This is a genomic window from Vagococcus teuberi, from assembly GCF_001870205.1.
In the GTDB taxonomy this organism is placed as follows: domain Bacteria; phylum Bacillota; class Bacilli; order Lactobacillales; family Vagococcaceae; genus Vagococcus; species Vagococcus teuberi.
On sequence record NZ_CP017267.1, the window covers coordinates 466,139 to 479,614 of the forward strand.

The window sequence follows — 13,476 nt, forward strand, 5'->3', positions numbered from 1 at the left end:
TCGTGTTAATTGGTAGTACTGAAGTAGGTGGAACGAAATTTGTTTGTGCAGTGGGTGATGAAGATTACCGTGTACAAGATCAAGTGACATTTTCAACAGCTATATCTGATGAGACACTGAAAAAAGCGGTGGATTATTTCAAACAATTGAATCAAATGATACTTTAGGTGTCGCATCATTTGATCCAATTGAGATTAGAAAACATTACGCCAAAATCAGGGTATTTAACGACCACACAAAAACCAGAATGGCAAGATGTAAATGTCATCGTTTATTTGTAAAAAGAATCAGATGCCTCAATGTCATGGGCTACAGATGTAAATGGTTCGGCTTATGGGGAATATATTGTGTTAACATTATCTAATGAAAAGATAAATTATATAGTGTATTACACTGTTGGGATAGGTGTTGGTGGTGTAGCTGTGATTGACGGTGATAATCTTAGCTCCGCTTGGCATCCTAAGATGGGGCATACGTTCGTGAAATGCCATCCAGGTGATGTTAATTTTGATGGAATCTGTCCATTTCATTGTGATTGCTTAGAAGGACTCGTGTTAGGACCAACTTTTGAAGCAAGACTAGGAAAGAAAGGTGAAACAGTCCCTTTAAATAATTCGGTGTGGAATATTATGGCTTATTATTTAGCATAAGCGGTGATGCAAACTACGTTAATTATTCGTCCAGACAAAATTGTTTTTGGTGGAAGTTTTTCAAATGAAATATTACTTGAAAAAGTTCGAGACAATGTGAAAGAATTTATGAATAATTATGTTGAGTTGCCACGACTTTATAAATACATTATAAGACCGTTGATTAAAAACAATGGGTCTGTCACATTAGGAAATTTTTCGATTCAGGGATACCTTCAAAACGAATCTTAAATGAATGTTATAATGGTTATTAAGTAAAGATGGATTACCTGAACAAACGGGTTTCAATGAAGTTAAGGAATCTTTTATCCAATCTATCGGATTTAAAAAATAATATTCCTAGACAATCATTAAACTATAAAAAAAACATCGGAAGAATTTTTGAGTTATGTAGACAACGATATTTTGTTTAGCTTAATTTGACAAATGACATTTAAAAAAATTCACAAAACAGTTTATGTTATCCGGTTGACATGAAAGCGGATCTAATTTATACTTTGAAATATAGAAAACGTTTTTTAAAAAAATGTTAACCGGTTGCTATAACCGGAAGACTATAATATCATCGGGGGAAACTGATATGTTAAAATTTAAAGAGTCATTTAAAAATCCATCTTATCTACAAAGTTCATTAACCTTATTACTATTTTTTGCATCATGGGGAGTATGGTGGTCATTCTTCCAGCTATGGCTGACTTCTGAATCTAATGGTTTGGGATTGAGTGGTAGCGCTGTCGGAACTATCTTTTCAGCCAATTCACTTGTCACATTGATATTCATGTTTATCTATGGAACATTGCAAGATAAATTATATATCAAACGAACATTGCTAATTTTTTCAGCAGTTATTGCAGCACTCGTTGGCCCATTCTTTATCTGGGTGTACGCACCATTATTAGAAAATAATTTCAATTTAGGTATTGTTGTTGGAGCAGTGGTATTATCAGCCGGATTCTTATCATCGGTTGGTATTTTTGAAGCAGTAACAGAACGTTTTAGTCGTTTGTTTGATTTTGAATATGGTCAAGCAAGAGCATGGGGATCATTTGGTTATGCTGTTGTGGCATTACTCGCTGGATTCCTTTTTGTACAAAATCCAAACTTAAACTTCTGGGCTGGTTCATTCTTTGGATTATTATTATTACTAAATTTATTACTTTGGAAACCAAAAGCTGAAAGAGTAGCAAATAAAGAATTTGAAGACAAACAAGCTGAATCGAGTAGTGTTCCTTCATTAAAAGAAATGTTTGGTTTATTAAAATTACCACAATTATGGGCAATTATTATTTTTATCGTTTTTTCTTGGACTTTTTACAATGTATTTGATCAACAAATGTTTCCAGGGTTTTACACTAGTTTATTTTCAACTTCAGCTGCTGGGGAAAAAATGTATGGAACATTAAATGCTGTTCAAGTATTCTGTGAAGCTATTATGTTGGGAGTTGTCCCAATCATCATGAGAAAAATTGGTGTCAGAAATACATTATTATGTGGTGTGACAATTATGTGTATTCGTATTGGATTATGTGGTTTTACAACATCTCCAATTGCTGTTTCTTGTATTAAAATGTTACATGCTTTAGAAGTACCAATGTTTATTTTACCAATGTTCCGTTACTTCACCTTACATTTTGATACTAAGTTATCTGCCACACTTTATATGATCGGCTTCCAAATTGCCGCACAAGTTGGACAAGTTATCTTATCTACCCCACTTGGTATTTTAAGAGACGCAGTTGGTTATCAATCAACATTTAGAATTATTTCATTTATTGTTCTTATCGCAGGTGTATATGCTTTCTTCATTATTAAAAAGGATGATCAAGATGTGCAAGGAGATCCATTTGTTAGAGCTTAATATAAAAATAATTATAAAATAAAAGAAAGTAGGAGATTTATTATGACAAAAAAAGAACCAATCGAATTAACTAATTCACGTTATCGCTTAGGATATCATGTTGCTGCACCGTCCGGTTGGATTAATGATCCAAATGGCTTTTGCTACTTTGATGGGTACTATCATGTGTTTTATCAACATTACCCATACAGTGCTGAATGGGGCCCAATGCATTGGGGACATGCAAGAAGTAAAGATCTAGTTCATTGGGAAAGTCTACCAATTGCTTTAACACCTGGTGATAAAGAAGATGAGGATGGCTGTTTCTCTGGTAGTGCAATCGAAAAAGATGGCGTATTATACTTATTCTATACTGGACATCATTATTATGGTGATGGAGATAAAGATCATTTTTGGCAAAATCAAAATATGGCTTACAGTACAGATGGTATTCATTTTACAAAATATGAAAACAATCCTATCATTGCTAAAGAACCCGGAGATAATACACATCACTTTAGAGATCCTAAAGTTTGGGAAAAAGATGGTGTTTATTACATGATTTTAGGTAGTCAAGGTGAAGATGGATTAGGTAGGGCCATTGTTTATTCATCTAAAGATTTATTGGATTGGGAATATGAAGGACCTATTTCTAGAGCAAATGGATTAAAAACAGAAGGCTTTATGTGGGAATGCCCAGACTTTTTCAATCTTGATGGAAAAGACATCTTATTATTATCACCACAAGGGATAGATGCTCAAGGGAAAGATTACTTAAATCTATTCCAAACAGGTTATTTCATTGGTGATTATGACTATAAAACAGCAACATTCACACGCGGAGAGTTCCATGAATTAGACAAGGGTCATGATTTTTATGCAACTCAAACAACTGAAGCACCTGATGGCAGACGTATTGTCATTGCATGGATGGATATGTGGGAAAGCCTACTTCCAGAACAAGAAGATGGTTGGGCTGGAGCGTTGACTATTCCACGTGAATTGAGATTAAAAAATGATCATCTTTATATGACACCTGTAAAAGAATTAGAAGACTTAAGAATAAAAGAAGTTTCAAATGATTCTTCAGTTGTTGCTAAAGAATTATTAGTAGCAGAAGATGCATCATCTAGTGAAGTGCTAATAGATATTCCTCTTACAGGAACTAATCAAGAAGAAGTCAGCTTTTCGTTAAAAACATCTAATGAAGAATTAGTTTTATTAACCTATTCTAAAGCAACGAATGAGTTTATTTTAAAACGTAGTGACAAAGATGACTTAAGATATGGTACAATTCAACCATGTGATAAGCTGTCATTACGAGTGTTTATTGATACAAGTTCGATTGAAATCTTCATTAATGAAGGGGAGCTTGTGTTTACTGAACGTTTCTATACAGGAGAAAAAACAGATGTTTGTGTGACGGTTAGTGAAGAAGAAACTATCTCTTATACAGTTTATCAACTAGATGATAATGCAGTTTCTTATAACTAAGGAGGTTTTATTGTGTTAATTGGTAGTATTGAAGCAGGTGGAACAAAATTTGTCTGTGCAGTAGGTGATGAAGATTACCGAGTAAAAGACCAGATAACGTTTCCGACAACGACACCAGAAGAAACATTAAAACAGGCGGTGGAGTATTTTAAACAGTTTGATATTGAGGCACTTGGAGTAGCATCATTTGGACCAATTGAAATCAGAAAACATTCACCTAAATCTGGCTATATTACAACTACACCAAAACCAGGTTGGAAAAATGTTGATGTTCTAGGTTATTTACAGAAAGAATTAGATGTGCCAATGTCTTGGACAACAGATGTTAATGGGTCAGCATATGGTGAATACATTATGTCGACTTTATCAAATGAAAAAATTAATTCGTTGGTTTATTACACTGTCGGAACGGGTGTCGGTGGTGGTGCAGTTATTAATGGTGAACTTCTAGGTGAAGCAGGACATCCAGAGATGGGGCATACATTTGTAAAACGTCATCCGGATGATTTAGAGTTTAAAGGTATCTGTCCATACCATGGTGACTGTTTAGAAGGTTTAGTTTCTGGTCCAACATTTGAAGCGCGTCTTGGTCAAAAAGGTGAAACAGTGCCATTGACTGATCCAGTGTGGGATATTATGGCTTATTATCTAGCACAAGCAGTGATTCAAACAACCTTGATTATTCGCCCAGATAAAATCGTATTTGGCGGAAGTGTGGCAAATGAAACATTACTTGAAAAAGTTCGTCAAAATGTGGCTGAACTCTTAAATGATTATGTTGAATTACCACCTCTAGACAAATACATTACTCGACCATTAATTAAAAATAATGGCTCAGCAACATTGGGTAACTTTGCTTTAGGATTAATCCAATTACAAGAATAATACTAGTAAAAAGGCTTTTATAATGAATTGTTATAAAGGCCTTTTTTATGCTATTCTAGACAGAGAATAATGATGAGGGGTAGTTTTATGAGACCAAAGTTAGAAGATGTAGCCAAAAGAGCAAATGTATCAAAAACTACTGTATCAAGGGTATTAAATAATAGAGGGTATTTAAGCCAGAAAACCATTGATAGAGTGCACGAGGCTATGGAGGAATTAAATTATCAGCCAAACGTTGTGGCAAGACAATTGTATAATAAAAAAACAAATATTATTGGACTAGTCTTTCCAACTGTTGCCAATCCATTCTTTGGTGAATTAGTTGAAGCACTTGAGAAAAAGTTGTATGAAGATGGGTACAAAGTTTTGATAGGTAACTCAATGAATAATACCAAAAAAGAGTCTGATTATTTGAATCAATTATTATCGGAACAAGTAGATGGTTTGATTGTTGGAACGCATAATCAAGGTATTCAAGAATACAAATACCAAAACTTACCGATTGTTGCGATAGATCGTGTGATGAATGAAGATATTCCTGTGATTGAGTCTGATAATTATCAAGGTGGAAAATTAGCAACAACAGTTTTAATAGAACAAGGAGCTAAACATATCATTCATACTAATGGTCCTGTTGAATTAGAAACGCCAGCTAAAAGACGTCGTGAAGCTTATGAGGATACAATGACAGCACATGGTTTGTCACCGCAAACAGTAACAGTTGATTTTAATATACCGTATCAAGAGAAAAAAGATATTTTTTATCAATTATTTGAAACATACCCTGATGTTGATGGAATATTTGCCTCAAATGATATGGATGCGGCATTGATTTTACAAATAGCAAAAGAAAAAGGGATTCGTGTACCAGAGGATTTATTATTAGTTGGTTATGATGGAACGATTATGACTCGTAGTATTTTGCCGGATTTAACAACAATTGTGCAACCGATTGATGAGATGGCAGAGATGGCTATCAGTATATTAATGAAACGAATCAACAAAAAAGAAACAGAACATGAATACATTTTACCAGTTACGCTATGGGAAGGTAAGACGTCAAAAAAAGACATTCATTAATAGAGGGATGTCTTTTTATTTTGCATTTAAAAAGCGTAAAGCTGTAAAAAATGCAGTAGAAATAATCACGGGAGGCAGTATAAGGACTACAATCACTGGTGGTATGATAAGAGAAGTGGCAATATCAATTATGGTTGAAACAAGATAAAAAATTGAGCCTAAAACGATGTATAGCCATGCTTCAGAGCGTAATAAAAAATTTTTGGACCGCTCTATTAAATGAACTGAAATTTAAAATGTCTCTTTATGATTTTCAACAAGTGACAGATTGGTTTATAAAATTATTGAGGGAAAGACAATCCGATTTTCCTCTTAAATTAACAAATGACGATATAGAGACTTATAAAACTAAATTAAATGCTCTTTTATAATGAGTGAAATTATGTCATGATAGACAAGGTATGACAGTTATAAAGGAGATTAATAAATAATCATGAGAAATATAAAGATGACAATAGAGTATGATGGAAAAAGATACCAAGGTTGGCAACGATTAGGTGATTCAGACAAAACAATTCAAGGGAAAATAGAAAATATTATTCATCAAATGACCGGTGAAAAACTTGAAATTGTCGGGTCTGGTAGAACAGATGCTGGGACACACGCAAAAGGGCAGGTAGCAAACTTTAAAACAGAATCTGATTTATCATTAGATGATATGTTGGATTTCTTTCACCAATATTTGCCTCAAGATATTGTTGTAACACAACTTGAAGAGATGCCTGAAAGATTTCATTCAAGATATAATGCGAAAGGAAAACAATATAGTTACTATGTTTGGAATCAGTGTATTCCGTCAGCTTTCTATAAAAACTATAGTATGCATGTTCCTGAAAAGTTAGACATGGAAAAAGTTGAATTAGCTTGTGAGAAATTAACAGGCACACACGATTTCCGTGGATTTTCAGCATTAAAGAAAACGAAAAAATCAACGACACGCACGATTACTGAATTATCTGTTAAACAAGAAGGCGCTATTCTTCATTTTACCTTTGTTGGAGATGGTTTTTTACATAAGATGGTTCGTATTATGATGGGCACGTTACTGGATGTGGGAACAGGAAAAATGTCATTAGAGGATATTGACCAAGTATTTGATACGAAAATCAGAAGTAACGCTGGAGACACGGTTCCAGCACAAGGACTATTCTTAGATGAAGTATTTTATTAAATAAATGAAAAAAGGCGTAACTATGACTAGCATAGATACGTCTTTTTAGTTAATTTTTTTGAAAAATCGAATACCAGTCAAAATGGTTGCAATTAAACAAATTACAAAAGAGGTCATGTAAACAGCATGCATGCCATAAATAAAGACATCTGGACGACCAGAAATATAGGTAGTGACTTTTTGTCCATAATTATGACTCATGGCTGCATATAAGACAGTGGTGGAAAGAGATATCCCAATAACCATACCTAGGTTTCTAGCCAGTGAGTTTAAACTACCAGCGACCCCTAAATCTTTTTTCTCGACGTTACTCATGACGAGTGTATTGTTAGGTGCTTGGAATAAAGCATTACCTAATCCGACAAAGATAGATGCAAAAACAAAAAAGATAAGCGATGTCTGTTGTCCTAATACTAAATAAAGGACTTGCGATATAGTGATTAAGATAAGTCCAACAAAGGTTAATAACTTGGCACCAATTTTATCCGTGATATATCCACTTACAGGTGAACCAACTATCATGGTAAAAGGAATAACCATCATAAGTAGCCCTGAGAAACTTGCAGAATAACCTCGTGTATTTTGTAAATAAAATGGAATCACAACATTAGTGAAAAAGTTTGTGACAAATATCATCGATGCTGTCAATAAACTTAGAGTGAATACTTTATTTTTGAATAATGAAAACTGGATTAAAGGGTTATCTCTGTTTATTTCGACACGGTAGAAAAGAATCATTGACATGAGTGCGATGATGATTAAAATGATTGGCAGAGTATGGACATAACCAAGTTCTTGCCCAATAAAAATTCCACCAAATAACGTGAGAATGGTTGCGGCAAATAATAAGAATCCAAGAAAATCAATTGGATTCCCTGATTTAGTTGAGTCTTTTGGTAATACTTTTTGTCCAAGAATAATCGTAAGCAGCCCGACAGGAACATTAATTAGAAAAATATATTCCCAGGTGAATTTAGCTAAAATGACACCACCTAATCCTGGCCCCATAATAGACCCAAGTGAAACAAAAGCCCCAATCATTCCCAATGCACGCCCACGCTCGCTGATAGGAAAAACTTCTGTAATGATGCCAGTGTTTGTTGACATGGTCATGCTTGCTCCAATTGCTTGAATAATACGAGAGAACAGTAATAACTCAAATGTATGTGTGACACCACAGAGTAATGATCCTATAACAAAAGTTAATGTCCCGATACGGAAAATTTTGATTTTCCCTATACTATCCCCAATTTTCCCGAATAAGGGAAGGCACGCACAGACGGTCATTAAATAAATTGAAACAATCCATTCTGTTTGGTTCATAGGAATCCGCATGTCTTTTGACATGACAGGTAATGCAATATTGACAATACTTCCGTCAAGTGTTGACATAAAGGTAAATAAACCAATAGCGACTAATACTAGCCATCTATTTTTATTTAGTGTTTGATTTGTTGTATCCATAAATCATTCCTCCGATAAATATAAAATAGTCGTTCTTTTTAAACTAATTTGTGACAACAATTAAACACATTCATTATCCACTTAACTATCTTACTACAAACTTTTATTTTTGGGGGAATATTTTATTTAAACAGAATGAGACTTTTGGGTCAGCCTCATGCTTTTTGGGTTTAAGGAGAACCATGATGGAGAGAAAGATAAATAGTGCGTTGTTGTTGGGGATAATATTTGTGGCGATGAATTTACGATCGCCTATCACTTCAGTCGGTCCTTTAGTCGGCATTATTTCAGAAAAATTATCCTTATCAGGTGGGCAAGCTGAGTTGATTACGACGATACCACTAATGGCTTTTGCTATTATTTCACCGATAGCACCAAAATTAGCCAATAAATGGACGATTGAGCGAACTATTTTTGGTACGTTGATGGTATTGATTGTAGGGATGTTTCCAAGAGCAATACCTCAATTAGTATTTTTATTTTTAGGAACAACTTTACTTGGTGCTGCTATTGCGATTTGTAATGTATTGATTCCAGGGATTGTTAAAAAAGAGTTTCCTGATAAAAGTGGCTTAGTAACAGGAATTTATTCAGTTAGTATGAATTTAACAGGAGCGATTGCATCTGATATTAGTATCCCATTAGTAAAAAAGTGGGTCTTGATTGGAACGTTGCTTTAGGAGTGTCGTCAGTATTAGCACTTATAGCATTTATTTTTTGGCTTCCTCAATTAAAGCGTCCCGATAAAGATGTCACTGAAATAAAACCAGAAGAAAATTCATCTATTTGGACATCATCATTAGCTTGGTCAGTAACATTGTTTATGGGAATTCAATCATTTATTTTTTACGTATTAGTCGCTTGGATGCCAGAAATGTTAGTAGATAAAGGATTATCAACTGCACAAGCTGGTGGAATGTTGTCATTATTACAAATGACACTATTACCAGTCACCTTTAATGTGCCAATTATTGCCGAAAAAAGGCCGAATCAAAAAAGTTTTGTGTGGGTAGCCTTTTTATTATTTGCTTCAGGTATTGTAGGGTTTATGGGAAATAATATGACGATTGCGACGTTTTCAATTATGGGGATCGGTGTCGCTGGAGGGATAGCATTTAGTTTATCTATGATGTTTTTCAATTTACGAACAACGAGTGCCAAACAAGCTGCTGAATTATCAGGTATGGCTCAATCTGTCGGTTATCTACTAGCTGCAACTGGCCCCTTTTTATTTGGTTTTTTACATGATGTTACGAATACATGGAAAACGTCTCTCATTATTTTGTTAGTCATGACAGTCTTATTATTATTTGTTGGGTTAAATTCAGCAAAAAATAGAGCGATTAAATAATACGTTTTATATTGATATGTTTGATAATCTGTTTTCAAAATTGTTTATATATAAATAATTCAAAAAGGATAGTGATAGACAGTAAGATGTGGTAAAATTAGAAAAAAATGAGAAGGGGAGTGCGTTGTATGGCATTAGATTGGAATAATTTAGGGTTCGATTATATCAAAACACCATTTAGATATATTTCATATTGGAAAGACGGCGAGTGGTCTAAGGGAGAGTTAACTGAGGATAATATGTTACATATTAGTGAAGGCTCAACCGCACTTCATTATGGACAACAGTGTTTTGAAGGATTAAAAGCTTATCGTTGTAAAGACAACTCAATTAATTTATTCAGAGTAGATGAGAATGCCAAACGAATGCAGGTTAGTGCAAGACGTTTGATGATGCCTGAAGTACCAGAAGAGATGTTTATCGATGCTGTAAAACAAGTAGTGAAAGCTAATGAAGAGTTTTGTCCACCATATGATAGTGGAGCGACACTTTATTTGCGACCATTATTAATTGGGACAGGTGATTATATTGGCGTGGGCCCTGCACCTGAGTATTTGTTCACGGTATTTTGTATGCCAGTAGGACCTTACTTTAAGGGAGGACTAAAACCGACAAACTTTATCATTTCTGATTATGATAGAGCGGCACCTCAAGGGACAGGGGCAGTAAAAGTTGGGGGAAATTACGCAGCGAGTTTATACCCAGGGAAAATCGCAAAAGAGCGAAACTTTTCAGATTGTATTTATCTTGATCCAGCAACGCATACAAAAATCGAAGAAGTTGGTTCAGCAAACTTCTTTGGTATAACAAAAGATGATGAGTTTGTCACACCATACTCTCCATCTATCTTACCAAGTATTACAAAGTATTCTTTATTGTACCTTGCAAAAGAAAGATTGGGTTTAAAGACGAGTGAGGGAGATGTATATCTCAAAGATTTAGATAACTTTAAAGAAGCAGGAGCTTGTGGAACAGCAGCAGTTATCTCACCAATAGGCGGTATACAAGTTGGAGATGACTTCCATGTGTTTTATTCTGAAACAGAAGTTGGTCCAGTAACTAAAAAGTTATATGATGAATTAGTAGGAATCCAATTTGGAGATATTGACGCACCAGAAGGATGGATTACAAAAGTATAATTAGAAAAAGATTAAAAAATAGTGTTGACATCATGAGTTAAATCATGTAAATTTATAACCATAGATAAATAACGTTCTGTTGATTAGGAAAGTATACTTTGATGCTTTTTAGAGAGACTCTGGTTGGTGAAAAGAGTTAAGTTCAGATAAGTAGAAAATGGCCTATGAGGAAAGGATATCGATAAGTAGGTATTCTCGGAGATTGTTTCACCGTTAAAAGAAACGCCGATAGATTTTTTGTCGGGCTAAGGGAAGAATAAATTCTTCTAAACTAAGGTGGTAACACGATAACTCGTCCTTTTACATAGTTCACTATGTAAAGGGGCTTTTTTATTTTTATAGACATACGATGATATGGTAAGTAGGTTGATTTTTATTTTTTACAGAGAACCTCGATTAGCTGAGAAGAGGAAAAATGATGTAACTGAAAATGGCCATTGAGTAATTTGGATTCGAGCAAAACATTGTAAGAATGCAACGAGCGCAACCGTTAACTTGCTAGAGTATGATAGTACTTGATAAGGATTAATTTGTGAGAATTAGTCAAATTAGAGGTGGTAACACGCACAAGCGTCCTCAAGAAAACAAATGACAGGGTTTGTTTTCTTGAGGATGTTTTTTTATAAATGAATTTGGAGGAAATAAAATGATTGAGTTGAAAGATATATCAGTAACATTCCATCAACCAGACAGACAAATTAATGCTGTCAAAGATGTTAATCTAACTATAGATAAAGGCGATATCTATGGCATTGTCGGTTTTTCTGGTGCAGGAAAAAGTACGTTAGTGAGAGTGATTAATTTATTACAACGACCGACATCAGGTGAGGTCATTATAAAAGGAGAAAATATCACGAATTTAAAGGGAAAAGATTTAAGAAGGAAGAGACAGTCCATTGGGATGATTTTCCAACATTTTAATCTAATGGCAAGTCGTACTATTTTTGATAATGTTGATTTTTCGCTAAAGTATTCAGGAAAATCAAAACAAGAGAGAAAAGAAAAAGTAACAGAATTATTAGAATTAGTTGGTTTATCTGATAAACATGACGCGTATCCAAGCCAATTGTCAGGAGGTCAAAAACAACGTGTTGCTATTGCAAGAGCTTTAGTAAATGACCCAGAAATTCTTTTATGTGATGAAGCAACAAGTGCTCTTGATCCAAAAACAACATTACAGATTTTATCCCTATTAAAAGAATTGAATAAACGGTTAAATTTAACCATTGTACTTATTACCCACGAAATGCAAGTGGTTAAAGAAATATGTAATAAAGTCGCAGTAATGGAAAATGGCGAGATTGTTGAAAAAGGAGACAGTGTCACGTTATTCAGCCAAGCGGAAAAAGAATTGACTCAGACATTTATTCGAACAGCTTCACATATTGATCAAGCCCTAGAAACGATATTGAATAGTAAATCATTTATTGATTCATCCAACGATGTTTGGCTAATTGAATTATCTTATATAGGAAGTCAAACCAATGAAGCATTAATTTCACAACTGTACAGTCGTTTCCAAGTATCAGCCAATATTCTTTATGGAAATGTTGAAATTATTCAAGATGTTCCATTGGGAAGCTTAGTGGTCAGTTTATCAGGTGACATTGATAAACGACAAGAAGCAGTAGCGTATCTTATTGCTGAAGGCGTGAAAATTACAATCGTTAAAGCAGATGAGCCAGTTGAAGTGGAAGGAGTGAATCATTATGCAAGGGTTAATTGAAAAGTATCTACCAAATGTGAGTCAAATTCCAGATGAATTTAAGCAAGCGACTATAGAAACATTATACATGTCGTTTTGGACAGCCATTATTGCGGGAATATTTGGTTTGGTATTTGGTGTTGTTTTAGTCGTCACTCGACCAGGTGGATTATTAGAACAAAAATATTTGTATCACCTATTAGATAAAATTGTGAATGTGGTTCGTTCTATACCATTTATCATCTTACTGGCTTTATTAAATGTTGTGACACGTGTCATTGCAGGAACAACAATTGGCGCAACAGCAGCACTTGTACCACTTGTTGCAGGAGTTGTCCCATTTTTTGCAAGACAGATTGAAGTCGCGTTACTCGAAGTTGACCCGGGAGTTATTGAGGCGGCTGAAGCAATGGGAACAAGTCCTTTAGGAATTATTTTTAGAGTGTATTTAAAAGAAGGCTTACCAGGCATTGTCAGAGTTTCAGCTCTCACGATCATCAATGTGATTGGGTTAACAGCGATGGCGGGAGCAGTTGGGGCTGGAGGGTTAGGAAATCTAGCCATATCAAGAGGTCATAATAGATTTCAAAGTGATGTCACTTGGGCATCATTGATTATTATTTTATTAATTGTATTTATTTGTCAGGGAATTAGTAACTTTATCATAAAAAAAATAAGCCATTAACAATCAAAAGGAGAA

Annotated in this window: 11 protein-coding genes, 2 pseudogenes and 1 other annotated feature; of the genes and pseudogenes, 12 read left to right on the forward strand and 1 reads right to left on the reverse strand. The window is 34.5% G+C overall.

The window, feature by feature from the left end; genetic code table 11:
* Positions 1-2: 2 nt before the first annotated feature.
* The 7 genes and pseudogenes from BHY08_RS02225 (at position 3) to truA (ending at position 7,117) form a co-directional block, all read left to right on the forward strand.
* A pseudogene (locus BHY08_RS02225) lies at positions 3-881 on the forward strand (ROK family protein).
* Positions 845-1,073: pseudogene (locus BHY08_RS11230) on the forward strand (IS30 family transposase); the annotation flags it as partial. The pseudogenes BHY08_RS02225 and BHY08_RS11230, both read left to right, overlap by 37 nt.
* A gap of 157 nt (positions 1,074-1,230) precedes the next feature.
* Positions 1,231-2,508 carry an MFS transporter gene (locus BHY08_RS02230; protein ID WP_071456317.1) on the forward strand — a complete coding sequence of 426 codons (1,278 nt, stop codon included), beginning with the start codon at positions 1,231-1,233 and terminating at the stop codon, positions 2,506-2,508.
* A 42-nt stretch (positions 2,509-2,550) separates the two neighbouring features.
* The gene (locus BHY08_RS02235) at positions 2,551-3,981 is read left to right on the forward strand and encodes a glycoside hydrolase family 32 protein (protein ID WP_071456318.1); all 1,431 of its coding nucleotides are present in this window, start codon (positions 2,551-2,553) and stop codon (positions 3,979-3,981) included.
* A 12-nt stretch (positions 3,982-3,993) separates the two neighbouring features.
* On the forward strand, positions 3,994-4,866 hold the full coding sequence (gene scrK / locus BHY08_RS02240; RefSeq protein WP_071456319.1) for a fructokinase ScrK: 873 nt from the start codon (positions 3,994-3,996) through the stop codon (positions 4,864-4,866).
* A gap of 87 nt (positions 4,867-4,953) precedes the next feature.
* Positions 4,954-5,946, forward strand: coding sequence for a LacI family DNA-binding transcriptional regulator (locus BHY08_RS02245; RefSeq protein ID WP_071456320.1), 993 nt, complete (start codon positions 4,954-4,956; stop codon positions 5,944-5,946).
* Between the two features lie 433 nt (positions 5,947-6,379).
* Positions 6,380-7,117, forward strand: coding sequence for a tRNA pseudouridine(38-40) synthase TruA (gene truA / locus BHY08_RS02255; RefSeq protein WP_071456322.1), 738 nt, complete (start codon positions 6,380-6,382; stop codon positions 7,115-7,117).
* A gap of 45 nt (positions 7,118-7,162) precedes the next feature.
* Here truA and BHY08_RS02260 read toward each other — a convergent pair whose 3' ends face one another.
* Complete coding sequence (locus BHY08_RS02260; protein ID WP_071456323.1) at positions 7,163-8,581, reverse strand: MFS transporter; 1,419 nt, start codon at positions 8,579-8,581, stop codon at positions 7,163-7,165.
* A 185-nt stretch (positions 8,582-8,766) separates the two neighbouring features.
* On the opposite strand from BHY08_RS02260, the gene BHY08_RS11140 reads away from it, so the two are divergent.
* From BHY08_RS11140 to BHY08_RS02280, 5 genes are all read left to right on the forward strand, one after another.
* Entirely contained in the window at positions 8,767-9,261 is a 495-nt protein-coding gene (locus BHY08_RS11140; RefSeq protein ID WP_211267910.1) for an MFS transporter, read from the forward strand.
* A 2-nt stretch (positions 9,262-9,263) separates the two neighbouring features.
* Entirely contained in the window at positions 9,264-9,932 is a 669-nt protein-coding gene (locus tag BHY08_RS11145) for an MFS transporter (protein WP_211267911.1), read from the forward strand.
* 128 nt (positions 9,933-10,060) lie between these two features.
* Positions 10,061-11,071 carry a branched-chain amino acid aminotransferase gene (locus BHY08_RS02270; RefSeq protein ID WP_071456324.1) on the forward strand — a complete coding sequence of 337 codons (1,011 nt, stop codon included), beginning with the start codon at positions 10,061-10,063 and terminating at the stop codon, positions 11,069-11,071.
* Between the two features lie 70 nt (positions 11,072-11,141).
* Positions 11,142-11,374 (forward strand) — a binding site (T-box leader).
* Between the two features lie 343 nt (positions 11,375-11,717).
* Positions 11,718-12,797, forward strand: coding sequence for a methionine ABC transporter ATP-binding protein (locus tag BHY08_RS02275; protein ID WP_071456325.1), 1,080 nt, complete (start codon positions 11,718-11,720; stop codon positions 12,795-12,797).
* Positions 12,781-13,461 (forward strand): methionine ABC transporter permease, encoded by a 681-nt coding sequence (locus BHY08_RS02280; protein ID WP_071456326.1) that lies wholly within the window; start codon positions 12,781-12,783, stop codon positions 13,459-13,461. The genes BHY08_RS02275 and BHY08_RS02280 overlap by 17 nt, the downstream gene beginning before the upstream one ends.
* The last annotated feature ends 15 nt before the right edge of the window (positions 13,462-13,476 follow it).

Coding starts and splice junctions, on each gene's coding strand:
- BHY08_RS02230 (WP_071456317.1), top strand. CDS start 1,231: ATGTTAAAATTTAAAGAGTCATTTAAAAATCCATCTTATCTACAAAGT.
- BHY08_RS02235 (WP_071456318.1), top strand. CDS start 2,551: ATGACAAAAAAAGAACCAATCGAATTAACTAATTCACGTTATCGCTTA.
- BHY08_RS02245 (WP_071456320.1), top strand. CDS start 4,954: ATGAGACCAAAGTTAGAAGATGTAGCCAAAAGAGCAAATGTATCAAAA.
- truA (WP_071456322.1), top strand. CDS start 6,380: ATGAGAAATATAAAGATGACAATAGAGTATGATGGAAAAAGATACCAA.
- BHY08_RS02260 (WP_071456323.1), bottom strand. CDS start 8,581: ATGGATACAACAAATCAAACACTAAATAAAAATAGATGGCTAGTATTA.
- BHY08_RS11140 (WP_211267910.1), top strand. CDS start 8,767: ATGGAGAGAAAGATAAATAGTGCGTTGTTGTTGGGGATAATATTTGTG.
- BHY08_RS02270 (WP_071456324.1), top strand. CDS start 10,061: ATGGCATTAGATTGGAATAATTTAGGGTTCGATTATATCAAAACACCA.
- BHY08_RS02275 (WP_071456325.1), top strand. CDS start 11,718: ATGATTGAGTTGAAAGATATATCAGTAACATTCCATCAACCAGACAGA.
- BHY08_RS02280 (WP_071456326.1), top strand. CDS start 12,781: ATGCAAGGGTTAATTGAAAAGTATCTACCAAATGTGAGTCAAATTCCA.